Source organism: Asaia lannensis NBRC 102526 (assembly GCF_024054035.1).
GTDB lineage: Bacteria > Pseudomonadota > Alphaproteobacteria > Acetobacterales > Acetobacteraceae > Asaia > Asaia lannensis.
The window spans coordinates 193754-218426 of sequence record NZ_JAMXQU010000002.1 but is presented as its reverse complement, the minus strand read 5'-3'; the positions used below and the strand labels follow the sequence as shown (position 1 = coordinate 218426).

Below are 24673 nucleotides of genomic sequence, written 5' to 3'. Positions count from 1 at the left end.
GGTGGGGCGCCCGCTCCTGTGGTTTCGCTTTCGTTTGATCCGGACTCGTCCGCCGGGGGCGGTGGTGCATAATTGAAGGGAAGCGACACTTCCGGGATTTTTCCGTCCGGAGGGAGGGGCGGTGGGGTGTTGTCGAACTTGTTCAGGTACCACCGCTTTATTTCCTCTCTGAACTTGAGGATATAAATTGACGACCAAAGGCCCAGCGCCAGAATGAACAGATATATGTTCAGATGCGACATTTTTGAGCTTTACCTCCCCTGGACGGTTCCAGCGCTGTAAAGCGCTTTCGATGCCTCTTGTTATTACCGATCTTCTAGGCTTCGGCTGTGACGAAATGCAAACCAGCTCTCGCCAGTGGCGGGGAGATAGGATAAGACCCTTGCGGTAATTCGATGCCTGCCATGCTGGCTGACGTCAGGCGATTTACGACTGGTCCGGTTTTACCTCCGGGCTGCATGCAGGTATCAGGACGGAACAGATGATTTTTCGCGACCAGACGAACGAAGCCTGATGACACGACCGGACCCCTTGATCGACCCGACTGCCTCTTTGGACGACGCCCATCCCCGGCCACGTTCGGCTCTCGATGCCGATGCGGTTCGGGCGGCGTATCGTCGCTGGGCCCGGGTATACGACTCCGTTTTCGGCGGTATCTCTGCTTTCGGTCGACGTCGTGCAGTCGCTGCTGTCAACGCTCTTCCTGGCCAGAGGGTGCTCGAGGTTGGTGTGGGAACGGGGCTCGCCCTGCCGCACTATAATCGCGACAAGCACATCACCGGTATCGACCTTTCGGAGGCGATGCTGGAACGTGCCCGTCAGCGTGTGATCAACCAGCAGCTCGGCAACGTCGATGACCTGCTGGAAATGGATGCAGAAGCGACCAGTTTCGAGGCAGGCAGTTTCGATATTGCTGTTGCGATGTTCGTGGCCTCTGTTGTGCCCAGCCCGCGTCGCCTGCTGGGTGAACTCAAGCGTGTGGTCAAGCCGGGCGGGCATATCCTGTTCGTCAACCACTTTCTTGCAACGGGCGGTGTGCGTCTCGCTGTAGAGAAGGGCATGGCACGAGCCTCGCGTTCTCTCGGATGGCATCCCGATTTCGCAATGGAATCCCTGCTGCCGCCTGAGGATCTGGCGCGTGCAACCATCACGCCAGTACCGCCTGCCGGATTGTTTACACTCGTGACTTTGCCGCTCGAGAAGGATAAGTAAAACCGAGACGGCCCTGGTTGCCTGACACATACGTGCCCGACAGTTCATACCAGACCGGCCTCGATTTCAGGGTTCCATGACGATACCGGTGGTATCGGGACCTCAGGAACGGAATAAGGAACGGGTCTTGTTACATTCACCGATTTCGAGACACAGCGAGGCCGCCGGTTTTCGTGGGGATGGCGCAGCTTTTCTCGGCCTTTCGCTTTTCTGCGGTCTGGCTGGGGGATTTCTTGGATTGTTCGCCCAGAGAGCCGGACCGTTTCATAGCCTGAGCCACGGTCTGCTTCTCGATCTCTTTGTTCTTGTTCCTGCTTTCATCGGTGGTATGGGGCGTCTGGTTCTGCCGAACGAGCTGACCCCATTGCCCCCAGCCATGATCTGTTTCGACCGGATCGCTTTTCTTGCCCTTCTTCTCGGAGCGTTCGCGGCCGTCTGGGGCGCCCATGTGCCGGCAGCCTTTATCGCGTCGCTGGCGCTCTGGTGTGTCGGATCCGCTCTTCTGGCGGTAACGACGGTCATCAAATGCCTTGAATGCCGCGATGTGCGTTTTCGGGATCTTACCCCGTTTGCATGGTCGCAATTGCTTGCCTCGCTTGGACTGATCGTTGTGACGCCGGTGCTTCTCGCTGGTCTTGCTCATGATGTCGTGGCTGGGCGTGACGCTCTGCCGACAGCACAATACTGGCTTGGGCGGGCGCAGGTTCCGGTGCTTGCTCTTGTCGTTCAGCTTGCGCTGGGGGCGATTGCCAATCTTGTCGCATTCCAGTCGCTTCGTTCCAGAATTGTCCTGCCTGTGCTGATGGCGATCGCCTCGCTTGGGGTTTCGGTTGTCTGGGCCCATGGAGTGACTGTTCCAGGGCTCTCTGACGGCTGGCTTCTTGGTGTGGGCGTTGCGGTGCCAAGCCTCGCCATTATGGTCATGATCTGCGCATCGCTCTGGAGACGCAGCTTCGTCATGACCTATGCGCTTTCCTGGAGTTTTCCGGCGATGCTCCTGCTCTCCGCAGGCTGGGTGCTCGGGCTTTTCCCGACACGTCCGGAAGCATTTCACTCGGCTATGATGTTCGGTGCCGTTTTCGCCCTGTTCGGATGCTACTACAAATGGCAGGCGGTATTCCCGGAAATTGCCGCGCCGTCTTCGCTTTGTCGCATTCATCTCGTTTCGATGGGCGTGGCGTTGCTTGCCATGATGCCCGCATTGCCGGTTTTGCAGCGCATCGGTGAGGGGGGGATGACGATGTCGCTCATATGCGTGGCTTTTCTCGGCATGCGACTGCTTATGCCCATGCGCCAACTGGCCAGGGCGACACGCTGATGAGCGCCTCGCAGAGCGTGACATCCGGAGAGTCGGTCTTCGACAAAACGCAAGGCGCGACACTTCGCGACTGGCTGGCTCTGCTTAAGCCGCGCGTGATTTCACTGGTGGTCTTCACGGGTGTTGCCGGCATGGCTGTTGCGCCGCAATGGCCATCCGTACCGCTCGGCCTGATCGATATGCTGTGCATATGCATCGGCGCAGGTGCCGCAGGCGCTATCAATATGTGGTACGATCGCGACATCGACGCTGTCATGAAGCGCACATCGGTGCGTCCGATCCCTGACGCGCGTATGGATGCCGATGGAGCGCTGATTTACGGAATCGTTCTGTCGTTGGCCTCGGTTGCGCTGCTCTGGCTTGCGAGCAATGCCCTTGCTGCCGGTATTCTCGCCTTTTCGATCTTCTTCTATTCCGTCATCTATACGATGTGGCTCAAGCGTAGCACGCCCCAGAATATCGTTATTGGCGGGGCGGCAGGGGCGTTCCCTCCCATGATCGGCTGGGCCGCTGCGACGGGCTCGATGAGCGTCCTGCCAGTGGTCATGTTTGCGATCGTGTTCCTGTGGACGCCACCGCATTTCTGGTCGCTCTCGCTCTATGCGTGCAAGGACTACACGAAGGCTGGCATTCCCATGCTTCCCGTGGTCAAGGGCGCGCGTCATACGCGTTGGAATATCTTCGTCTATACGCTTATTCTGTTCGCGGTTTCCCTGGTGCCGTCCTTTCTGCATCTGTGCGGCATGATCTACACGGTCAGTGCCACACTGCTCGGCCTGGGTTTTGTCTGGTTTGCCCTGCGTGTTCTGATGGACCGTCAGGACGCAAGCGGCGTCAGTCTGGATGCGGACAAGCCTGCGCGCTATGCGTTTCGTTATTCGCTGGCTTATCTGTTCCTGCTGTTTTCGGCCCTTCTTATTGACCGGGTGTTGTTCCCATGATGAAGATCGATCACTTGTCCAGACGTCAGGGACGCATCGTCGGGCTGGTCGGCGGTCTGTCAGTGGTTATGATTTCACTCTTTGCGCTGACCTATCTTCGTCTCTGACCGAAGTGGCACGGTGCTGCCGCCCTCCCATCGATCGATATGTCGTTTCTGCCGTCTCGGGCTGCATAGTTCGGCATTGACTGAGGTCAGAGTCTTTCAAGGCAATTTTCCGTATTGCGGAACTCGCATCGGAACCTCGGACCGCTTACCGTTCTACGAAATATAATCTGGGGTTTCACTATCCGAGACAGGGCGTCCCTGCGTGCGCCCGTGAGGTTACGCAACGTGACGACCTCGCGCCTCATCCTCTGTACACCCTGAACGCGCTCGATAACCTGCTGGAACAGGTCTGGGGACGCGTCTCCAAGGAGCAGATGGCGTTTTTTCATGGCTGATGCCAATACGGTCACGGAGCATCAGCGTCTCGCTCTGTGGTCGATATTATAGGTTCGATCTATCTGCGAGCGACGCTGAAGAGACCTCCGCACAGCGTCAGAATACCCGGCTACGGTATCGTCCAGTCGGAGAAGGCAATGAGTCCCGACCGAGGAGCGATATTTCGTCATTCCGTTATGGCTGTGGCCTCACGGGCCAGTCTTTAGCCCAGTCAGATCCTTATAAGGGATCTGACTGGAAGGATGGCCTTAGCCAACCTGCTGTATAGCAGAAAGAACCCAGTTGCCGCGGCCATCGGCGCGTACGAAGGTCCAGAGTTCGGTCACGACCTGACGTTCAGTCTTGCTGCCATCGATGACATTGCCGAACTGGTCTGTCGTGACGTCATAGAGAGAGTACTTCATGGCGACAGTTGCGTAGGTCAGATTGCCCTCGCGCCAGGCTTCGGACAGATCGCCGCTGATGAACTGGACGTCCGAGACGATGTTGCGCGCACCGCGGCTTGCGTAATCGGCAAGCTGCTCGTTGAAATAGGACACCATTTCGGGTGTTGCCATGCTTGCCAGCGCGCGCATGTTCTGCGCGCTCCACGCAGCCTGAATGTCCAGTAGAAGCTGCTGGAATGTCTGATAATCGGCGTTGGAGAGCGTCACGGAAGGGGCTCCGGCATTGCTGGAGAAAGCCTGACCGGGGCGCGCGCCAATCCCGCTGGACTGCCCATTGCCAGACCGGCGGTTGCCGAGCCAGCGCAATACCATCACGATGATGAAGCCTATCAGGGCGATCTGGAACAGCAGCCCGATAAACGATACGAAGCCGCCGACTCCCCCGAGGAAACCATGGCCGGAGAGCATGCCGAACAGGCCTGCACCCAGCAGACCGCCTACAAACCCCGTCATGAACGGGCGACGCTGTGCAAACCCGTAAGGCTGCCCCATCGGGCGCTGCATCGGGTTGCTGTAACCCGGAGAGGGAGAAGATGGGGGCGCATAGCTGCGCTCCATCGGACGCGCCTGATATGGCGCCGTCTGGGTCATGGGCGGCGGGGAGTAGGTGCGGCTGCCGCGGCTCCCCATTGAGCGTCCACCGCCCGGGCGCGCATCGGCCGGAGCGGCCATGAGCGGAGCGAGGGCGAGAAGCAGAAGAGAGGCGCGGAAGAGGCGGCGTGACATGAAAACTCCTTACTGGCTTCCGGCAACGCTCATGGCGTCGATACGCAGGGTCGGGGCATCGACACCATGGCGGAATTCGAGATCGTCCGCCGCACGCAGAGAGGCGAACATTTCGATGAGATTACCCGCAATGGTCAGTTCGGCCACGGGCTCGGCCAGAACGCCATGACGGATCATATATCCTGAGGCCCCGCGGCTGTAATCGCCGGTGAGGCCGTTGATCGAGGATCCCATCATTTCGGTGATGTAGATACCCTCGACAATATCGGCCATCAGCGCATCGCGCGAGCCCGTTCCACCAGTCAGGTAGAAATTGCTGACGGCGGGCGAGGGCGGCCCACCAACGCTGCGTGAGGCACGGCCATTATTCGGCAGACCAAGCTGGCCGGCCGAGCGGCTGTCGAGTATCCACTCGCGCAAAATGCCGTTTTCGACGAAGGACAACCTGCGGGGCAGAAATCCTTCCGCATCGAAGGGCTTGGAGCGCAGACCGCGACGGCGGGTTGGATCGTCTATGATGCTGAGCGCCTCGGGAAGAACGGGCTTTCCCAGATGATTCGAGAGAAACGACGTGCCGCGTGCAATCGATGCGCCGTTGATCGCCCCGGCCAGATGGCCGAGCAGGCTTGACGACACGCGCTTGTCGAACACCACAGGGAAGCTCCCCGTGCGCGGCTTGACCGGGTTCAGTCGTGCCAGAACGCGCTCCGCCGCCTCGCGGCCCAGAACTGCAGGCGCATCGAGATCGCTCAGATAGCGTGCGCTGTGACCTGCATAGTCGCGCTGCATGGCAGGACCATCGCCAGCCAGAACGCTGACACCGGTGCTGTGGCTGGTCTGGGCGTACTGTCCGGAAAACCCACTGCTTTCAGCGAGCGTGATATCGACGCGGCCATATGCCGCCGATGCCCCGTTGCTGTTTGTGATGCCCGCATACCCCAGAGCCGTCTCTTCCGCTTCGCGTGCACGTGCAAGCAACTGGTCGAGAGACGGCGCCTCGGACGGATCGACGAGATCGAGCGATGCGATATCGTAGCTGCCCTGGCTGTCCGGGTCGACCTGGCTTGCATGGGCGTCTTCGGGCACGACGCGCGCCATGGCAACGGCTTGCTGGGCGAGAGCCTCGAAGCGGCTCGGGTCGATCGCGGTGGCAGAAACATTCGCCGCCCGTTTGCCAACAAACACCCGCAGACCGAGCTGGATCGTCTCGGAGTGCTCCAGTCCTTCAGGCACACCGCGTCGACACATGGCCGAAACGGAACGGGAGGAGACGACAAGCGCATCGGCACGGTCGGCGCCTGCCTGCTTCGCCGCCTTGATCAGATCGGCAAGACGGTCCTGTTCTGCACTCATGCCACAAGCCTCTGGCTGATCGCCTCGAAGGAGGGAATGGACCCCACAGGGCCGATGGTTGCGAGTGTCGGCCGCGAGCGGAACAGGGTTTCTGCTGCCCGTATCATCGAGGCTTCATCGACTGCATCGATCTTCGCTACGGTTTCCTGCGTATCGATAATGCGTCCGAAGAGCTGCATCTGACGGGCGATCTGCTCGCAGCGACTGCCGGTGCTCTCAAGCGACATGAGAAGCGAGGATTTTACCTGCGCGCGGGCGCGGGCGATTTCCTCCGGGCTGATCCCGTCGCCGATGCGGCGCAGTTCGTCGAGCAGGACAGGCACGAGTTCTGCCGCTTCCTGCTCGCCTGTTCCGGCATAAATCCCGAACAGCCCGCTATCGAGGAAGGGCAGGGCGAAGGAATAGACGGAGTAGACCAGCCCGCGCTTTTCACGGATTTCCTGAAACAGGCGAGACGACATGCCGCCGCCGAGCACGGTCGAGAGCAGCATGGTCGCGTGATAGGCGGGGTCGTTATAGCTGACCGACGGGAAGCCAAGCACCAGATGGGCCTGATCCAGATCACGGGATTCGCGATGCTCGCCGCCCAGATAGGTGCAGCCTTCACGCGCAGGAGGCTGATGATCGGGCAGATCTCGGAAATGCTCCTCCACCAGATCGAGCACCGCCTCGTGGTGCAGATTGCCGGCAGCGGCGATGACCATGTTCTGCGTGGTATAATGCGTTTGCATGTAGCGCATCATCGACTCACGCTTCATGGAGGCGATGAGTTTTTCCGTACCCAGCGTGGGACGGCCCATGGGCTGGTCGCGAAACGCCGTTTCCTGGAAGTGGTCGAAAATAATGTCGTCAGGCGTATCGTTGGCCTGTCCGATCTCCTGCAGAATCACGCCGCGCTCGCGCTCGACCTCCTGATCCAGAAAGGTGCTGTGGGTCAGGATATCGCCGATGATATCGATGCCGAGAGGGAGATCCTCTTTCAGCAGCTTGACGTAATAGGCAGTCTGCTCGCGCGCGGTATAGGCATTGATATGCCCGCCCACATTCTCGATTTCCTCGGCAATGCGCGCGGCACTGCGGCGCTGTGTGCCCTTGAACGCCATATGTTCGAGAAAATGCGAGACCCCGTTTTCCTCGGCAGTTTCGTTACGCGTTCCTGTAGCGACATAAGCGCCGAACGAAACGGTCTCGACCCGTTCCATCCTCTCGGTGACGACAGTAAGGCCATTTGGCAGAGTGGTGACGGTGATCGGATCGGTCATCGAGCGGTGATGGTCCTGGCAACATGGTAAGGGGTTCTGAACAGATGGCGACGGGGCAGGCAAAATCCTAGCCCCCGCTCTCTGCATCAGTTTCGGCTGGCGAGATGCCAGCCGGACAGAGACAGCGCGGTCTTGGAAAACGAAATCGGATCAGGCCTTGTGCGTATGGCCTGCCAGATGACGCCTTACAGAGTCCTCAATGATATTGAGCTCATTGGGTTGCGTTTCGTAGCGTTCCTCGCGCGTGAACAGATCGGCGAGGTGTGGCGGCAGGGCAGGATCGATTCCTGTGGCACGACGCACGGCATCGGGGAATTTGGCAGGATGCGCCGTGGCAGCGACGATCATCGGAATGCCCGGCTCCTGCTCCTGTCGTCCCGCAGCAAGGCCGATGGCACTGTGAGGATCGGCCAGATAAAGCGATCTTTCCCAGAGGGTCTGCATTTCCGCCAGTGTTGCCTCGTCGTCCAGCATCAGGGCACCGAAGCGGTCTTTCGCGCGCTGCCAGACAGCCGGATCGACCGTCATGCGGCCTGTCTGCCTGAATGCCAGCATCGTGTTGCGGCACGCCTCTGCGTCGCGATCCAGCAGCTCGAACAGCAGACGTTCGAAGTTCGAGGAAATCTGGATGTCCATCGATGGCGAATAGCTCGGCTCGACCGCGCGCATGCTCATGTCGTTGCTCGTGAGGAACCGGGTCAGAATGTCGTTGCGGTTCGACCCGATGCACAGGCGCCGTACCGGCAGGCCCATTTTGCTGGCGGCCCATGCTGCGAGCACATTGCCGAAATTGCCGGTTGGCACAGCAAACGACACCTCGCGATCGGGTGCCCCCATCATCAGGGCAGCGCGTACGTAATACGGGATCTGGGCCGCGATACGCGCCCAGTTGATCGAGTTGACAGCCGAAAGGTTGATCTCGTTGCGAAACTGCGTATCCGCGAACATCGCCTTGACCAGATCCTGGCAGTCATCGAACGTGCCTTCGACGGCGATATTGAGGATATTGTCGTCTTTCACCGTCGTCATCTGGCGGCGCTGCACATCGGATGTGCGGCCCATGGGATGCAGGATGGCGACAGACAGATGCGGGCTACCGCGGAAAGCCTCGATCGCGGCGGAGCCCGTGTCTCCCGATGTCGCGCCGACAATGGTCACGCGCTGGTTGCGTTCCGTCAGCACATGCTCGAACAGCTGCCCCAGCAGCTGCATGGCCATGTCCTTGAAAGCAAGCGTCGGACCGTGGAACAGCTCCATCGAGAACAGGCCGTTCTCGACCTCGACCAGCGGCGCGATGGCGGCATGGGAGAAGCCTGCATAGGCCCGTGCACAAAGTGTCTGCAGGGTGGGCAGGTCGATGCTGCCTTCGGCAAATACCGACAGTATTCTCGCGGCAAGATCCGGATAGGACAGTTTGCGCATTTCGCGCCATTCCTGGGGCGTAAACTGCGGCCATGTTTCGGGCATGTACAGTCCACCGTCTTCGGCCAGACCGGCCAGAAGAATGTCTGAAAAGGAGCGCGGCTGCGCGTCGCCGCGCGTGGAACGGTACTGCATGATGGCCTTCACGGTTGAGGGGCTACAGGAGCGGGCTCCGGTCTGCCAGCGAATGCCGCATCCCATCATGGCAAGGGGCGGCTACGCAGAAAGACAGGACAGGAAAAGAGACGCAAGACATGACGCGATTTTCAGGGCAGGGCAATGCGTAACAGGCTGTGACCTGCCGGAACATAGATCTGCCCCGCGCCCCGTGTATCAGGTGCCCAGCCGGGAATACCGGCCTGCACCAGCAGGGGAGACACGAGCAACACATGCGGGTGACGTCCCGTGTCGAAGCTCAGCAGACGGCCCCGCGTGACATCGGTCAGATAGAGTGTCGCCTTGTTGTCGATCGTCAGACCGCCCACGGTCGGCGTTCCACGCCATTGCGTGACGCCTTCCATCAACTCGGCAGGGGTTACCGAAGGATCGGTGAGCAGTGCGGTCGACAGGCGGTAGATCGGGCCTGTCGGTGCCAGTTCATAGAGCCATGCGCCATCGTTCTCGAGAGCGAGATAGGCGATATCGCGCGTAAGCGGGTGACCGTCCTTGCCTTGCACAACCTGATTATCGACGATCAGCGGGCTATGTCCGCGCGCGGAGGGATATCCGGCGAAGAAGCGCGTTGCTGCATGACGGCGCAGATCGACGACGGTGAGGGCAATGCCGCCTTCATCGGCGAGATACGCCGTATCGTTATGCAGGGCGAGAGCGGTAAACCGGCTTGTGGGTGTCACGGCCTCTGCGGGCAGCGGGATAACGGCCAGCACCTTGCCCGTTTGCGGGTCGAGCTGAAGAAGGCGCGCGGATTTGCGGTCGGCCCCCTCATCGACCACCCATAGTGCGCCCTTTTCATCATGCGCCAGGGCGACTGGCGTAAACGCATCTCGGGCGACACCCTCTGCGCTCTTTCGGGCCGTACCGATGCCCGACCAGTCGGGAACGAGGGAGGTAACCGTATCTGCCCCCGGACCAAGCCGTGCAAGGAAGGCAGTTTTCTCCTGCGCATCCTGATCGCGCAGCAGGATTACCGACCCGTCCGGCATGGTCAGAGCCTGACGCCACTGGGCTTGTCCGGGCAGGGGAATTGTCTGGACGATTGCGCCCTGAGCCGTATCGGCCAGCCAGGGCCGCTCATGAGCGGCTTGCGCAGGGGAAAGATATCCTGCCAGCGCCAATGCGACGGTGGGCAGAAGAAACCGGTATCCGGACCGGAGGGAAGGGAGGAATGCGGCCATAAGGTCTTTTAGGCTCAATCGGCTTTCATGCAAAACAACCGGGTTCGATTTCGCGCGACAGTGTCGGCCGGGGCATTCGTCGCCTTATGTCTCCCCGGTTGGTTGCTTCCGGGCTTGTCTTTGCAGGCGGGTTGCGGTTCCTCACCAGGATTACTTTCTCGCCAGAGGGGCTTTTCATGCTTGCTTTGTTCGTTCGCTCCCTGATCTCGGGAATACTCATTGCCTGCGCTTCCATGGTGGCACGGCGCTTTCCCGGTTTCGGGGCTCTGATCGCTTCCCTGCCTCTGGTTTCGGTCATGGGCATGATCTGGTTATGGCGCGACAGGCCGGATGCCCGGAACATGGCCGATCATGCGGGTGCGACCTTCTGGTACGTTCTGCCTTCATTGCCGATGTTTCTGCTTATACCGGCTTTGCTGCGCCACGGGGTCGGGTTCTGGCCTGCTCTTTCCTGCGGCTGCGTGCTGACTATCGGCCTTTACTGCGGCGTGACACTCATCGGCCCAAGATTCGGCCTGGTGCTTTGAGGCGCATCGAGGCCGAAAACCTGCGATGGATCTTTGTGCTCCGGGCCCGTTCGCAGGATCGGTTGTAAGCACGCATCGCTCGGGTCATGATCCGGGTCATGACCCTGTCCCGTCCTCACATCTCCCCGTCGCGTATCGACACGGCTCTCGCTCATCTTGCGGGAGGCGATTCAGCGCGTGCCGAGGCGCTTCTGAAGGCAGTCCTTGCAGAAGACTCTCATTGCGCGGGAGCCTGGCACGGCCTTGCCTGCGTCGCGCGTGAAACCGGACAACCGCGCACAGCCATCGCCATGGTCGCGCATGCACTCACATTGACAGGTGACGATAGCGAGAAGGCGCGGTTCCATCTCACGCTGGCCGCAGCACTCGATGAGGCAGGTCATTTTCGCGAGGCCGTATCGGCCTGTCGCGTGGCTGTCCTGCTGGAACCGCGCGATTTTCGCGCGAAGGCCTTTCTTTCCGAACTCTATTATCGTGACGGGAAGACACAGGAGAGTGCGCAAGAATTCGACGAGGCAGTCCGGCTTGCAGCCGATCCCGTGCCGCTCCTGATGCGACGCGGCATGTTTCTCATGGAAAGGCGTGCCTTTAGCGATGCCTGTCCGGTTTTTTCGTCACTCGTGGCGCATCTGCCGGATAGGGCCGAGGCCCATGCCAATTTCGGGACGGCCTGCTTCGAAGCCGGCAGGATGAGCGACGCCCTGACAGCCTTGCAACGGGCGATTGCCCTCGATGCGCCAACAGCGCAGACACTGAATACGCTTGGTCTCGTTTATCAGGCCCTAGGGGCGCTCGACCATGCCAGCGACGCGTTCGACCGGGCACTGGCCCTGGCATCGGACGATACCGGGATAATGTCCAACCGTGCCATGCTTCGGGCCGAAACCGGACACGTCATGGAAGCGCAAACCGTTTTCCGCGACATCATGCAAAGCGTTGCCGGACAGGGGGAGAACAGCCGTGGGGCCGGCGATCCGGTGGTCGGTGAGCGGCAGTATCATCAGGCCCGTTTCAACCTTGCCACGATCCAGCTTGCACAGGGCGCGTTTGCGGAAGGCTGGGACAATTTCGAATCGCGACTCTTCCTTTTGGGCCAGCCAGCCCCCGAAGCGTCATGGCAAGGTGAAGCGACAGATGAACCGGTATGCGTGCGAGCGGAGCAGGGGCTTGGGGATTGCCTGCAATTCCTGCGTTTCGTCCCTCTCGCAGCGTTACGCGCGCCCCTGATCCTTGTCATTCCGACCGTGCTTCATCCGCTGCTCGCTTTCATGCCGCGTCTTGCCGCCCTGATGCGATCGGGGCGTGTAAGGCTTGAGGGCGAGGCGAAACTGGCCTGTTCCTTGTTGAGTCTGCCTCGGCTTTTGCAGCTTTCGACAATCGATCCGTCACCGATCCTCGATCTGGGCATGAAGGTGGAGAAGGGGCGCATCGGCCTGTTCCGCGCCGGTAATCCTGCCTATCGTTTCAACGCCCGGCGCTCCCTGCCCGCAACGATGCTGACGCCGCTTCTAGATACGACAGAATGTCGTTTCGTGAATTTCCAGCTCGGTGACGCACCGGCCTGTATGGAGCAGGGCGTGGGCGATACGCTCCTCGATACGGCCCGGGCCATGGCGCGTTGCGAACTGGTTATAGGTGTCGACACGATGCTGGCCCATCTTGCCGGGTCGTGCGGCGTGCCGCTCTGGCTTCTCGATCGTCAGGGCGGGGACTGGCGCTGGCAGGGGCCTGACTGGTACGAGGCCCTGCGTGTTTTCCGTCCGGACGATTACTGCCCACCTGAACAGGCCTGGCCGCTGGTGATCGCCCGCGTGTCGGAAGCCCTGCGTCAGCACATCGCTCAGCGCCCCGGAGCCAGAGCCTGAGCCTGGGCCGCCCGCCGAGTATCAGGCGGCCACGGGTTTGACCGGCTGTGCGGTGTCGTCGCGGCTCATCGTTGCAAGCAGGGCAGCGCGAATTTCAGCCATCCGCGTCTCAGAGGTTACTTTCGTCCCGACCAGATCGCGCACGTAGAACACGTCGACAGCCCGCATGCCGTAGGTGGTGATATGGGCAGAGGAGATCTGCAGCGACTGTTCGCTCAGCGTGCGCGTGATATCGTGAAGCAGCCCAGGGCGATCGCGCCCGTTGATCTCGATGATCGTATGACGCTCGGACGCACGGTTATCGATCACCACACGTGAAGGCACATGAATGGCACGCATGCGACGCGTGGCGCGCTGGTCGGTCATGCGGTCGAGCTCGGCATCGACAGGCAGTCGGCTGGAAAGGGACTGCTCGATCAGGCTGTTCAGCCGCGCGAGCTGAAGCGGCGTATCGAAGGCGCGACCGTTTCCGTCCTGCACCCAGAATGTATCGAGTGCCATGCCATCGCTGAGCGTGTGGATACGGGCATCGACGATGGAGGCGCCGGCAACGGCGAGTCCCCCTGCGATCTGCGAAAAAAGCCCCGAGTGATCGGCACTGAAAATCGTGATCTCAGTCACGTCGCGCTGTGGAATGGGCGTCGCTTCGATTGTCAGGGGGGCTGCATGCGTCTCGGAATCCAGCACCAGACGTGCATGGCGCATATGCGTATCGGCGTCGAAACCCAGCCAGTACCCGGCGTAACCCAGCGTCAGGAAATGATCCGACTGTTCCTGAGGCACGCCCTGCTGAAGCAGACCGTCGCGTACCAGCTCCTTCGCATGGCTGACGCGTTCGTCGCGCTCCGTGGCGGCCAGACCGCCTTCGAGCACCTCGGCGACGCGGCTGTAAAGCTCGCGTAGCAGGGTCGCTTTCCATGCATTCCAGACATTGGGGCTCACGGCGCGCATATCGGCGATCGTAAGAAGGAGCAGAAGGCGCAGTCTCTCGGGCGACTGGATGATATCAGCCAGGTCGAGAATGGTTCTGGGGTCGTCGATATCGCGTCGGAAGGCGGTCTGACTGAGCAGGAGATGATGCAGGATCAGCCAGGAAACGGTCTCTGTTTCTTCCGCATCGAGTCCGAGCTGCGGGCAGACATGCTGGGCGACTTCCGCACCGAGAACCGAGTGATCGCCACCGCGACCTTTGGCAATGTCGTGCAGAAGCGTGGCGACGTACATGGCGCGGCGTGACTGCATGTCGCGCGCAAGATCGTAGGCCAGTGGAATTTCGTCGGCCATGGCCCCGGCTTCAATCCAGCCGAGCATGCGCACGGCCTCGATATTATGCTCATCGACCGTGTAGATATGATAGGTATCGAACTGCATCTGGCCCACGATGCGGGACCAGTCCGGCAGCAGGGCGCCCAGAAAGCCCGTATCGTTGAGTATGGTCAGCCAGTCCGCACCGCTGGGCTGGGCATTCTCGCGGTTCATCTCGGTCGGGCGCATGAGAAGATTGAGGAAGACCCGCATCGTCATAGGGTCTTCACGCAGCGAGGCAATACGGCGTTCATTGCGTATCAGCTGCTGGATGGCTGTCGGGTGCAGGGCCAGATTGTCGCGACAGGCGGCGTCGAGCATTCTGACCATAAGGCGCGGGTCGCTGTCGAAACACTGTGTGTCGGCCGGGGCGATCTGCTCGTTGATCAGCCGGAAATGTGTCGCTTCATCGGCATTCAGCGTGGTGCCTCGATAGGGAGCTTCACGTATGGGCCCCTGAAGGCGCTGCATGATGCTGGGCTCGAGAATACGGCTGAGCCTCATGACCTCGCGCGTGGTCAGAAAATAATGGCGCATGAAGCGCTCGACGCCCTGCTGGCGACCGTGCCCGGCATAGCCCATGCGACCGCCAATAACGGGCTGGACATCGAAAGCCAGACGTTCATCGGCACGTCCGGCGATGTAGTGGAGGTGCAGCCTGATCGTCCAGAGGAAGTTCCATGCACGTCTTGCGCGGTTGGCTTCCTGATCGGTCAGCAGACCCAAAGTGGTGAATGCGGGTTCGTGCAGGCGATGTTTGTTTGCAGGATTGAGGCCGTTTGTGTCCTGCAGGACGCGTGTCATCCAGTTGAGCGTCTGGAGATCGCGTAGACCGCCCCGGCCTTCCTTGATGTTCGGCTCGACCATGTAAGGATTGTCGCCGAAGCGTTTGTGACGTTTTTCGCGTTCGTCTATCTTGTCATGGATAAAGGACAGCGCGCTCTCATCGCCTTCGCTGAAGCGTGCGCCGAACTCCGAAAACAGGTCTCCTGCCCCGACGATGCGTCTGGCATCGAGCAGGGTGGTGCGTATGGTCAGATCCTCACGCGCGGCTTCGAGACAGCCTTCGATGGAACGGGTTGCATGGCCGACACGCACGCCAAGATCCCACAGGAAATACAGCATGTATTCCACTTGCGCTGTGGTCTGGGGCGTGGGGTCCGCTACGGTCAGGAAAAGAAGGTCGATATCGCTGTACGGGGCAAGCAGGCCACCGCCATATCCACCTGTTGCGCAAAGACACAGACCACCATCCGGCGCTCCTGTGACCGCCTGGGCAAGATGAAACAGGCTGTCTATCGCACCGTCCATGAGCTGGGCGAGTGTCGCAGCGGCTGCGATCCCCTTGAGCTGACGCCCCTCGAACAGGCGTCGTATCTCGCCATGATGCCGCCCGATATGACGGCGAAACAAACTGACGGCATCCTCGCGCGACACGCTGCCATCTGGCTGACGGGCGCGGTCGAGTGCCGTCGCAAGAGCCGTCTGCATGTCGTTTTCATGAAGGGAGATGGGTTCGCGCATTAAGATCCGTCGAGGAGGAGGCGTTGCAGGATACCTGAAGACTCTATCTTCAGGTCAAATCGTTCTTTGTTTCAAGCGCAAGTTTGCGCAGGGCATAGAGTGTCTCGAGCGCGTCTCTGGGCGAGAGCGCATCGGGGTCCAGGGCTTCGAGCGCATCGCGCAGGCGATCCGGTTCGTCATGCGACGATCCGCATGCGGGTGCGGCCTCGGCAGCCTTGAAGAGCGGCAGCTGGGGGCCGGACCGGCTCTGGTCGCGTTCGAGCGCCGCCAGAAGACGCGTGGCACGCTGCACGACGGGCATCGGTACGCCGGCCAGCTGGGCCACGTGAACGCCCCAGCTCTTGCGTGCCGCGCCTTTTCGCACCTCATGCTGGAAGATCACCTCGCCCTGCCATTCGCGCACAGCCATCGTATAGGGCGTAAGTCGTGGCATCGAATCGGACAGGCTGCACAGCTCGTGAAAATGGGTGGCAAAAATGGTGCGTGCGCCAAGCTGCGAATGGAGCGCCTCCAGCGTGGCCCAGGCGATGGCAAGCCCGTCGAGCGTGGATGTGCCGCGACCGATTTCATCCACGACCACCAGCGAGCGTGGACCAGCCTGACGCAGGATGGCGGCCGTTTCGGTCATTTCGACCATGAACGTCGACCTTCCGCGTGCCAGATCGTCTGCGGCGCCAACACGTGAGAAAAGCCTGTCCACGATACCGATACGCGCTTTCGCTGCGGGGATCGGCAGCCCGGCCTGAGCGAGAATGACAGCCAGAGCCGTCTGTCTCAGAAAAGTCGATTTACCTGCCATATTCGGCCCGGTCAGCAGCATGACGCGCTGGTCGGGGGGCAGGTGGCAGTCATTGGGAATGAAGCGTGTGGTTTTGTCGAGTGCGGCCTCGACCACAGGATGACGGCAGGATTTGAGCTCGAAGCTCTGGTCCTGCGTCATTTCAGGGCTGCACCAGTTGCCGCCCTGCGCCAGCTTTGCGCTACCGGCCAGCACATCGGCCATGGCGAAGAGTGTGGCCAGCTCGGGCAGTGCCGGATGCGCCACCGTCTCCGCTACGAGTGCGGCAAACAGACGTCGTTCGAGTGCGCTGGCCTTGTCGGCCGCTTCGAGAATGGCCCGGTCGAGATCGAGCAGCTCCTCGGTCGTGAAGCGGACGAGATTGGCCGTACCCTGGCGGAAGGAAAGCTCAGGAAAGTCCTTCAGCTTCGCGGCATGAAGGGCCGATGTCTCGATGATATAACCGAGCTGGGCATGATGGCGGATTTTCAGTGTGGCGACGTTGAAACGCTCGGCATAGCGCTGCTGAAGGGCTGCGAGCATGCGTTTGCTGTCGTCACGCAGGCCACGATAGCGATCAAGATCCGGATGGTAACCTGTGGCAATCGCCCCGCCATCCTCGATACGGGCGGGAAGCGTTTCGGAGAGCGCTTTCTCGAGCGTTGCCAGCAGGCTGTCGGCCCGGCCGTAAAGGCCCGCGAACAGCGCGCGTATCAGCGCCGGTGTGGTATCGGTACAGATCGGCTCAAGCAGCGCGACCAGCGCATCGGCCGCCTGGAGCAGATCGCGGGCAGCGGCCAGATCGCGCGGCAGACCGCGCCCTGAAGACAGTCTGCCCAAAGCACGCGCCAGATCGGGGGCACGCCTGAGCACGGGCGTGAGCGACTCCATCAGTCCCGGTTGAGCCCCTATCCAGCGCCATGCTGCCTGACGGTCCTGTATCAGGGTGAGGTCGGTTGAGGGCGCTGCGATCCACTGGGCCAGCAGCCGTTGACCGGCTGCGCTCACGCATCGGTCGACTGCAGAGAGAAGGGTGTGGGTGGTTGTACCGTCTCGAGCCTGAACCAGATCGAGGCTTGCACGGGTAGCAGGATCGAGCCCCAGACACTCGGCCTCGCCGCGACGCAGCGGGCGCGCAATACGCGGCATGGCACCAGCCTGACTGCGCTTGACGTAGTCCAGAACCAGCGTCGCCGCCCGGATTTCCTCTTCGGTGAAATCGCCAAGTATGGCGATCTGCGGCACCTCGAAAACCTGCGCCATACGCGCGCGCGCACTTTCTATGCCCGGTTGGGAAACGTTGGGAGCCACGCGCGCACTGTAAGGATCGGGGATGAGAGACGGGTCAGCCAGGATTTCCGACGGATCGAGACGGGCGAGTAATTCCTCGATCTGCGATTTCGGCAGGGTGGCTGTCTCGAATGAGCCTGTCGAAATATCGATCCAGGCTGCGCCGCAGCGATCGCTAGCGCGTGTCTTTTTCGAGGGGGCGACGACGGCGAAAAGGAGGTTTTGCCGCCCTGCCTCAAGAAGTTCTTCTTCGGTCAGGGTCCCGGCGGTGACAAGGCGTACGATGGCGCGTGAAAGCGGTCCTTTCTGTGGCGGTTCACCCGGTTTTCGCGCCTGTTCCGTCTGTTCAGCCACGGCAACGCGGAAGCCGCGTCGTATCAGCCGTGCGAGATAGGCAGGCGCAGCGGCAACCGGCACACCGCACATCGGGATCGGCATATCGTTATGCTTGCCGCGTGTGGTGAGACTGATATCGAGCGCCATGGCTGCCGTTTCCGCATCGGCGAAAAACAGTTCGTAGAAATCGCCCATACGGAAAAAGAGAAGCGCGTCAGGCTCCTGCGCCTTGAGGGCAAACCATTGCGCCATGGCAGGCGTCGCCCCTTCGGCAGACGGAATTCGGCCTGTGATGTCAGGGGTCGTCATAATGCAGAAAGAGGAAAATTGGCACGCCACATGTCCAGTATCGTAACCGCGTCCGGTGCCTGTGTGAACACCCGGTAAAGATCCGGACGCCGATCGCGTACGGGCCATGATAATTTCGCAACGCTTGACGATGCGGTCAGGAAAATCCCCGTTTCGCCTGACCGCAGTGTGAGATGTTCTTCAGTTGCTGCGGCCACGTCGAAGAATGCGACGTATCAGACGCTCCGGCTGCGCAATGCCGAGAGCCCAGAGAGCGGCCATATAGACGACGCCTGCCAGCATCATGAGCATGCCGAGCATGGAGGCACGCATGAGGCCGTGCCACATCACCAGCCCGGGGGCGATCATGCGCGTCAGGATCAGGGTCACGACCGCCATGACGAAAGAAGCGATGACGATCTTGACCAGACGCAGCATCAGCACACGGTCGGGGCGGAAAACGGCGCGTCGGCGCAGAATGACGGCAAGGAAGGCAAGATTGACCAGAGCGGCAATGGTGCTGGCCAAAGGCGGCCCGACATGAGCCAGGGGGCGATACAGGGCGAGGTTGAGCGCCAGATTCAGCGCGAGGGTGAAAAAGCCGATCCTGACTGGGGTGCGCGTATCGCCATGGGCGAAAAATCCCGGCGATAGCACCTTGATCAGGATGAAGGCTGGCAGACCCAACGCGTAGGCGCGCAGGGACTGGGCTGAAAGAAGCGCATCCTCGGTCGAGAATTTTCCGTAGCCGAAAAGCGTGGCCATGATCTCCGGTGCCAGAGCAAGCAGCCCGAAACAGGCAGGAAAAGTGAGGATCGAGGCGTAATCGATGGCGCGGTTGAGCGTCTGCTGGCCGCCTGCTTCATCGCGTGCGGCCACGTGTCGCGTCAGCACGGGCAGAAGCGTCGTACCGGCAGCGGCTCCCAGAACACCAAGAGGCAGCTGATTCACGCGATCGGCAAAATACAGCCATGAAATCGACCCCGCAGGCAGCAGGGTCGAGATGAGCGTATCGACCGTCAGATTGAGCTGCGTGGCCCCCGATCCCATGAGGCCGGGCCAGAGACGACGCAGCATGTCGCGCATTTCAGGCGTGAGGCGCGGTCTCGGTAGCGACAGACGCATGCCGGCACGTCGCACTGACCAGAGCAGAAGCCCGAGTTGCACAAAGCCCGAGATCGTAATGCCTATGGAAGTCCAGAGCGCCGTATTGTGAAAGACGAGCGCCCCGAGAAGGATTGCGGCAATTCCGACGATGTTGAACGACACATAGGCGCCTGCCGCCATGGAGAATTTGTGCAGGCCGTTCAGAACACCGGCCACAAGGGCCGCTGTGCAGATCAGGATGAGATAGGGGAAGGTGATCCGGGTGAATGTGACGGCCATATCGAAACGACCGCCCCCATGATCGAAGCCCGGCGCGATGATTTCGATGATCCATGGCATGAACACTTCGCCAAGGATCGTGATGCCCAAAAGCCAGGCGCTCAGGCAGCTCAGCGCCTGTGAGGCGAAGCGGCGCGCGTCCTCGGGGCCATGCTTTGTCAGACGTTCGGTGAAGAGGGGAACGAATGCCGCGTTGAACGCACCTTCACCGAACAGACGCCGAAACATGTTCGGCAGACGAAAGGCAATCTGGTACGCGTCCTGAACGGGGCCGGCCCCGAGGAAAGCTGCCAGCAACTGGTCGCGTACCAGTCCAAGGATACGGGACAGCATGGTCCAACCACCGACGGTGATCAGGTTTCGGAGCATTCCGGGCTTCCAGTCAGAGAACGAGCAAAAAACAACGCGCCTCTTTAGACGCAAGCGTGACAAAGCGCCATCGGGTGCGCCAGATCCTGCTCCCTCATGGGTCAGCATGGCATTACTGTGGCGGTGCCGATTCAGCATCGGCGATCCCGACAGATTACGGCCTGTCAATTTTCGGTTTTCAGTCTGTCTCCGTCCGGTAAGGTCTGCGCTGCGGGCATGGCAGGACGGGGGTACCGAGCCTTGTCGCCCGTCGATTGAGCGCGTTAGAAGCGTCACCCGAACGACTTTCAGAAAATACCGAAATGGCGCATCGCCTCAGGGCTCTTTCAGGCCTGATCGATCCGCCATCCTTTCAGGTGACGAGGCAGACCGATGAGCCCAGTGATTCTCTCTCTCACCAGCTTTGTGCTGGCTGCCGGTGTGTTCACGCTCGTGCCGGGTCTGGACACGGCCTTCGTTCTGCGCAGTGCGACCGTGTCCGGACCGCGAACCGGCTTTTGTGCGGCTTTAGGGATTACGCTCGGGCTTCTCGTCTGGGGTGTCAGTGCGGCTTTCGGACTTACGGCCCTTCTGGCGGCTTCAAAGATCGGCTTTACCGTCGTCAAATGGGCGGGCGCGATCTATCTCTTCAGTGTCGGGATACGCCTGCTTCTGCAACCGCGTGCGCACCTTGCCTCATCGGAGAACGGTGTGAGACTGACGCGTCTCACGGGGGTTCAGAGTTTTCGTCAGGGCCTGACCACCAATCTGCTCAATCCCAAAGTCGGTATTTTCTTTATTACTTTCCTGCCACAATTCATCCCGCACGGGGTGAATTTCGTGGCATTTTCCTTGCTTCTCGCAGGTATTCAGGTGGCTCTGACACTCAGCTGGTTTTCGCTGCTCATCATGATGACGGTGCCGCTGGGTGCATTCCTGGCCCGTCCAAGCACGGTCGCTGTTCTCGACCGTGTCACAGGGGGTATTTTCATGGCGTTCGGTCTGAAACTCGCTCTCGAACGCCAGGGATAGGCACAGGCGCTTCGAGCGATGGCCCGGGCCGTAAACCGGACCATCGTTTCTGTCAACGATCCATGATCGCGCGCATCAGGCTGGCCTTGAAGCGGCCTGAATCGGGCGAGGTGAGCGGGGTATACCAAGCCAGCAGCTTTCCCTCGCGCGAGACGATGTATTTGTAGAAATTCCAGCGTGGGCGCGACAATATGCCGCCCTCATGGGCAAGCCAGCGGAAAAGCGGAATGGCGTGCGGTCCCTTCACGTGAGACTTGGCTGCCATGGGGAAACTGACACCGTAATTGCGCGAGCAGGTCGACTGGATTTCAGACGCTGAACCGGGCTCCTGCTGACCGAAATCGTTGCTCGGTACACCGAGAACGACGAGCCCGGATTTCGCATAATGGCTCCAGAGATACTGAAGCCCCTCATATTGCGGGGTGAAGCCGCATTTTGAGGCGGTATTGGCGATCAGCACGACCTTTCCACGGAAATCCGCCATGGAGATGGGTTCGCCACACAAGGCGGGGATATGCAAATCGTAAAAGCGTGTTGTCATGATAGTCCGTCATGCCTCGTGATGTGCCTGTCGGGAATGTGGCTTTGTGCTGGACACCGTGCAAGCATCCCGACAAACTCAGAACCTTCCGCGTCTGGAACGGTTCCCGGTTTTGCTTTGCAGGGCTCTTCGCGGTAACGCAGCGTCCAATGGCCTCCCTCGCACCTTATAGCCGGTTCGATGGGAGATGAGTGATGAAGGCCCGTTAATGTATCTGCGCGGTTTGTTAGGCATCGTCGTTCTTCTGGCGCTGGGTGTTCTTTTTTCGACCAATCGCAGGGCGATCAACATACGGCTGGTCGGCACGGCGCTTGCCTTGCAGGCTGCCATAGGCGCCCTTGCGCTGTTCGTTCCCTGGGGGCGTCGTGCTTTCGGTGCGCTGTCCGATGGCGTCGGTGCGGTTCTCTCCTACGGTCAGGTCGGCACGCATTTTCTGTTCGGGGGGCTGGCAGGCCCGAGAATGGGGACGCTTTTCGGCGAAGACGGCTTTATCTTCGCGTTTCAGGTCCTTCCCGCCATTGTCTATGTCTCCGCCCTGATTGCGCTGTTCTACCATTGGGGTGTCATGCAGGGACTGGCGCGGCTGATCGGTCAGGGCCTGTGCCGCCTGCTGGGCACCACGCCCATCGAATCATTCTCTGCCGTGATGACCGTGTTTCTCGGGCAGAGCGAAATGCCCGTGGTGCTGCGTCCCTATGTCATGAAACTGCGACGCGCCGAACTGTTCACCATCATGAGCTCCGGAACGGCATCCGTATCGGGATCGGTGCTGGCAGGCTATGCGGGTCTCGGTGTGCCCATGCATTACCTGCTTGCAGCATCGTTCATGGCCATACCCGGTGGTCTGCTCTTTGCCAAAATTCTCTGGCCGACGCCTGAGGATGCCGCATATGCCGGGGCACCCATGCCCAGAGCGGAGCTCGAAACGAACGGTGTGTTCGATGCCCTGGCTGAAGGGGCCATGAGTGGCGCACGCGTGGCCTTGGCTGTTGGAGCCGTTCTGGTGGCGTTCGTGGGCCTGACGGCACTGCTTGACGGCTTGCTGCACGGCCTGGGGAGCGCGTTGCATATGCCCGATCTTACCCTGTCAGCAATTCTCGGCGTGGTCATGGCACCCCTTGCCTGGCTGATCGGCATTCCATGGGGGGAGGCTCATCTTGTTGGTGGTCTGCTCGGGCAGAAAATCGCCTTCAACGAATTCGTGGCCTATGTCGGGCTCTCACCGCTGATCCATGCTCATGCCCTTTCGGTGCATAGTCTGGCGATCGTTTCCGTTGCCCTGTGCGGTTTTTCGAATTTCTCCAGCGTCGGTATTCTGATTGGCGGTTTCGGTAGCGTGGCGCCCGAGCGTCGGGCCGAGATCGCGACCATCGCCTCACGCTGCGTGATTGCCGGAACGTTATCCAACCTCATGAGTGCAGCCATCACCGGTCTGTTTGTTGCCGTCTGACAGTCTGCGGCGCAGAGTGCTCACTGACCACCGGTCCTTCCGAGCACGCCATGTCCGGGTTGCCGGGGCCTGGTCGGTCTGAGGGAGCGGGACAGAACGCCGTGCAATGAGGGCGCAGGACGCATCGCACTGGATTGGCCGTCGATAATGGCCATATCCGGCAGGGAGAGGGGAGAAGCGTGGAGGCAGAAGAACCGGTATGCGGGGATCGTCTGGAAGCGCTCTATCCGCATCCTGAGGATCGCCCTCTTGTCGGCAAACCGGCCGCCGGGCGATATTTCCACCCCCGCCTCTACATGTGCGAATTCTGGGCAACGGCGCTTCTGCTGATTGGAGGCATCTGCACCAATGTTGCGATCGGCTCTCCACTCAGCCCGATCGGCAAGGCACTCTCCAACTGGCCCAATCTTCTGACTGCCCTTGAGGGGCTGCTGTTCGGGTTGAGTTCGACCCTGGCCGCGCTTTCGCCGTTCGGTCGTGTCAGCGGTGCTCACCTCAGCCCATCCATCAGCTTTGCCTTTTGTCTGGGTAAGCGTCTCGCTCTGACCGACACAATCTTCTACATGCTGGCCCAGATGTCCGGGGCGGTATTCGGAGCGGGGCTTGTGGCAGCGAGCGGGCTGATATGGCCGCATTGGGGACGATGGTGCGTTGCTATGCATTTTGCGGCTACCATGCCATCGCCATTCGTACCCCCCTGGTGGGCTTTCGTTGGCGAAGTAACGACAACCGCCATTCTTGTTTCTGTCGTGCTGCTCTGCGGTGCCCGGCCTCATTTGCGTCCGTTTGCCGCCTGGGCAGCGGGGCCTGTCTTTTTCATGCTCAATCCGTTCGAGGCCTGGCTTTCAGGTGACAGCACCAATCTTGCACGCAGTTTCGGACCGGCTCTCATATCTGGCGCATGGGGCGATTTCTGGGTCTATCTGACCGGACCGTTCTGCGGCGCAGCCATCATGATCGCCCTGATCCGGGCCGAGACCTTCGGGCGGGTTCATCTTCACGAGGCGCGCCTGTCCTATTTCGGTCATGGGGGAAGAGCCCCCTACTTCTGGTGGAGATGGCTGCGACACAAAGCCGGTGCATCGAACGCCGACACCTAGCGCCGTGCGTTCATGGGAAGGGCGCATGATTATGATCTCCAGTTTGGTCTCTGCCCCTTGCCCGGCCTTCGAACACCTCATAACGTTATCGTATCGTTATGAGTGGAGCCGCTATGATCGGAAAAAACGAGCTTTTGCACCGTCTGCATGAGCACGATCCACTGGCTTTGGCCCTGGTGGGAATTGCCGGTTTTATCTGGGTATTTCTGCCGACCCTGATAGCCGGCCTGCGCCGTCATCCCTCGTTCAGGTTGATTGCGCTGATCAACCTGGTCTTTTTCTGGGAGTTCTGGATGTGGGTGCCGCTCATGGCATGGGCTTTCATGGATCGACCGGGCGACGCGCTGGTCGCCCGCTTCGAGCGGCTTGGCGGCAGAATCCGGAATGTACTACAGGGAAGCAGGCGCAGCCGGTAGGCGCGCCGA

18 protein-coding genes are annotated in these 24673 nt (G+C 60.6%); 9 read left to right on the top strand and 9 right to left on the bottom strand.

Annotated features, from left to right (window positions below; all coding sequences use genetic code 11):
• Positions 1-513: 513 nt before the first annotated feature.
• From NF685_RS03520 to NF685_RS03510, 3 genes are all read left to right on the top strand, one after another.
• A complete protein-coding gene (locus tag NF685_RS03520; protein ID WP_222547827.1) occupies positions 514-1212 on the top strand; it encodes a class I SAM-dependent methyltransferase in 699 nt (232 codons plus the stop codon).
• A 127-nt stretch (positions 1213-1339) separates the two neighbouring features.
• Positions 1340-2530: a heme-copper oxidase family protein gene (locus NF685_RS03515; RefSeq protein WP_252848621.1), complete on the top strand. Its 1191-nt coding sequence runs from the start codon at positions 1340-1342 to the stop codon at positions 2528-2530.
• Positions 2464-3471, top strand: a complete 1008-nt coding sequence (locus NF685_RS03510; protein WP_306414240.1) for a heme o synthase — start codon at positions 2464-2466, stop codon at positions 3469-3471. The genes NF685_RS03515 and NF685_RS03510 overlap by 67 nt, the downstream gene beginning before the upstream one ends.
• A 691-nt stretch (positions 3472-4162) precedes the next feature.
• Here NF685_RS03510 and NF685_RS03505 read toward each other — a convergent pair.
• The 5 genes from NF685_RS03505 to NF685_RS03485 form a co-directional block, all read right to left on the bottom strand.
• Positions 4163-5086 (bottom strand): Tim44 domain-containing protein, encoded by a 924-nt coding sequence (locus tag NF685_RS03505; protein ID WP_252848620.1) that lies wholly within the window; start codon positions 5084-5086, stop codon positions 4163-4165.
• A gap of 9 nt (positions 5087-5095) precedes the next feature.
• Positions 5096-6439 carry a TldD/PmbA family protein gene (locus NF685_RS03500; protein WP_252848619.1) on the bottom strand — a complete coding sequence of 448 codons (1344 nt, stop codon included), beginning with the start codon at positions 6437-6439 and terminating at the stop codon, positions 5096-5098.
• Positions 6436-7701 (bottom strand): M16 family metallopeptidase, encoded by a 1266-nt coding sequence (locus tag NF685_RS03495; protein ID WP_252848618.1) that lies wholly within the window; start codon positions 7699-7701, stop codon positions 6436-6438. The genes NF685_RS03500 and NF685_RS03495 overlap by 4 nt, the downstream gene beginning before the upstream one ends.
• Positions 7702-7851: 150 nt before the next feature.
• A complete protein-coding gene (thrC, locus tag NF685_RS03490) occupies positions 7852-9258 on the bottom strand; it encodes a threonine synthase (protein ID WP_252848617.1) in 1407 nt (468 codons plus the stop codon).
• Positions 9259-9389: 131 nt separating this feature from the next.
• Complete coding sequence (locus NF685_RS03485) at positions 9390-10496, bottom strand: major royal jelly family protein (protein WP_252848616.1); 1107 nt, start codon at positions 10494-10496, stop codon at positions 9390-9392.
• Positions 10497-10654: 158 nt separating this feature from the next.
• On the opposite strand from NF685_RS03485, the gene NF685_RS03480 reads away from it, so the two are divergent.
• Positions 10655-11005 (top strand): DUF3147 family protein, encoded by a 351-nt coding sequence (locus NF685_RS03480; RefSeq protein WP_252848615.1) that lies wholly within the window; start codon positions 10655-10657, stop codon positions 11003-11005.
• Positions 11006-11103: 98 nt separating this feature from the next.
• Complete coding sequence (locus NF685_RS03475; RefSeq protein WP_252848614.1) at positions 11104-12870, top strand: tetratricopeptide repeat protein; 1767 nt, start codon at positions 11104-11106, stop codon at positions 12868-12870.
• A 21-nt stretch (positions 12871-12891) separates the two neighbouring features.
• Here NF685_RS03475 and NF685_RS03470 read toward each other — a convergent pair whose 3' ends face one another.
• From NF685_RS03470 to murJ, 3 genes are all read right to left on the bottom strand, one after another.
• The gene (locus NF685_RS03470; RefSeq protein WP_373317801.1) at positions 12892-15699 is read right to left on the bottom strand and encodes a [protein-PII] uridylyltransferase; all 2808 of its coding nucleotides are present in this window, start codon (positions 15697-15699) and stop codon (positions 12892-12894) included.
• Positions 15700-15748: 49 nt separating this feature from the next.
• The gene (gene mutS, locus NF685_RS03465; RefSeq protein WP_252848613.1) at positions 15749-18355 is read right to left on the bottom strand and encodes a DNA mismatch repair protein MutS; all 2607 of its coding nucleotides are present in this window, start codon (positions 18353-18355) and stop codon (positions 15749-15751) included.
• Positions 18356-18592: 237 nt separating this feature from the next.
• Positions 18593-20146 carry a murein biosynthesis integral membrane protein MurJ gene (gene murJ, locus NF685_RS03460; protein WP_252848612.1) on the bottom strand — a complete coding sequence of 518 codons (1554 nt, stop codon included), beginning with the start codon at positions 20144-20146 and terminating at the stop codon, positions 18593-18595.
• Positions 20147-20518: 372 nt separating this feature from the next.
• On the opposite strand from murJ, the gene NF685_RS03455 reads away from it, so the two are divergent.
• Entirely contained in the window at positions 20519-21157 is a 639-nt protein-coding gene (locus tag NF685_RS03455; RefSeq protein WP_252848611.1) for a LysE family translocator, read from the top strand.
• 52 nt (positions 21158-21209) lie between these two features.
• Here NF685_RS03455 and NF685_RS03450 read toward each other — a convergent pair whose 3' ends face one another.
• Positions 21210-21698 carry a glutathione peroxidase gene (locus NF685_RS03450; protein ID WP_252848610.1) on the bottom strand — a complete coding sequence of 163 codons (489 nt, stop codon included), beginning with the start codon at positions 21696-21698 and terminating at the stop codon, positions 21210-21212.
• A 208-nt stretch (positions 21699-21906) separates the two neighbouring features.
• Here NF685_RS03450 and NF685_RS03445 point away from each other — a divergent pair, with 208 nt between their 5' ends.
• The 3 genes from NF685_RS03445 (at position 21907) to NF685_RS03435 (ending at position 24664) form a co-directional block, all read left to right on the top strand.
• Entirely contained in the window at positions 21907-23148 is a 1242-nt protein-coding gene (locus NF685_RS03445; protein WP_252848811.1) for a NupC/NupG family nucleoside CNT transporter, read from the top strand.
• 134 nt (positions 23149-23282) lie between these two features.
• Entirely contained in the window at positions 23283-24248 is a 966-nt protein-coding gene (locus NF685_RS03440; RefSeq protein ID WP_252848609.1) for an MIP/aquaporin family protein, read from the top strand.
• 113 nt (positions 24249-24361) lie between these two features.
• Positions 24362-24664 carry a superinfection immunity protein gene (locus NF685_RS03435; RefSeq protein ID WP_252848608.1) on the top strand — a complete coding sequence of 101 codons (303 nt, stop codon included), beginning with the start codon at positions 24362-24364 and terminating at the stop codon, positions 24662-24664.
• Positions 24665-24673 lie beyond the last annotated feature (9 nt).

What these genes read in the sequence shown, in the direction of transcription:
- NF685_RS03505 (WP_252848620.1), bottom strand. Translation starts at nt 5,086, where the DNA reads ATGTCACGCCGCCTCTTCCGCGCCTCTCTTCTGCTTCTCGCCCTCGCT.
- mutS (WP_252848613.1), bottom strand. Translation starts at nt 18,355, where the DNA reads ATGGCGCAATGGTTTGCCCTCAAGGCGCAGGAGCCTGACGCGCTTCTC.
- NF685_RS03500 (WP_252848619.1), bottom strand. Translation starts at nt 6,439, where the DNA reads ATGAGTGCAGAACAGGACCGTCTTGCCGATCTGATCAAGGCGGCGAAG.
- NF685_RS03470 (WP_373317801.1), bottom strand. Translation starts at nt 15,699, where the DNA reads ATGCGCGAACCCATCTCCCTTCATGAAAACGACATGCAGACGGCTCTT.
- NF685_RS03455 (WP_252848611.1), top strand. Translation starts at nt 20,519, where the DNA reads ATGAGCCCAGTGATTCTCTCTCTCACCAGCTTTGTGCTGGCTGCCGGT.
- NF685_RS03495 (WP_252848618.1), bottom strand. Translation starts at nt 7,701, where the DNA reads ATGACCGATCCGATCACCGTCACCACTCTGCCAAATGGCCTTACTGTC.
- thrC (WP_252848617.1), bottom strand. Translation starts at nt 9,258, where the DNA reads ATGCAGTACCGTTCCACGCGCGGCGACGCGCAGCCGCGCTCCTTTTCA.
- NF685_RS03445 (WP_252848811.1), top strand. Translation starts at nt 21,907, where the DNA reads ATGTATCTGCGCGGTTTGTTAGGCATCGTCGTTCTTCTGGCGCTGGGT.
- NF685_RS03435 (WP_252848608.1), top strand. Translation starts at nt 24,362, where the DNA reads ATGATCGGAAAAAACGAGCTTTTGCACCGTCTGCATGAGCACGATCCA.
- NF685_RS03450 (WP_252848610.1), bottom strand. Translation starts at nt 21,698, where the DNA reads ATGACAACACGCTTTTACGATTTGCATATCCCCGCCTTGTGTGGCGAA.
- NF685_RS03480 (WP_252848615.1), top strand. Translation starts at nt 10,655, where the DNA reads ATGCTTGCTTTGTTCGTTCGCTCCCTGATCTCGGGAATACTCATTGCC.
- murJ (WP_252848612.1), bottom strand. Translation starts at nt 20,146, where the DNA reads ATGCTCCGAAACCTGATCACCGTCGGTGGTTGGACCATGCTGTCCCGT.
- NF685_RS03475 (WP_252848614.1), top strand. Translation starts at nt 11,104, where the DNA reads ATGACCCTGTCCCGTCCTCACATCTCCCCGTCGCGTATCGACACGGCT.
- NF685_RS03510 (WP_306414240.1), top strand. Translation starts at nt 2,464, where the DNA reads ATGCGTGGCTTTTCTCGGCATGCGACTGCTTATGCCCATGCGCCAACT.
- NF685_RS03520 (WP_222547827.1), top strand. Translation starts at nt 514, where the DNA reads ATGACACGACCGGACCCCTTGATCGACCCGACTGCCTCTTTGGACGAC.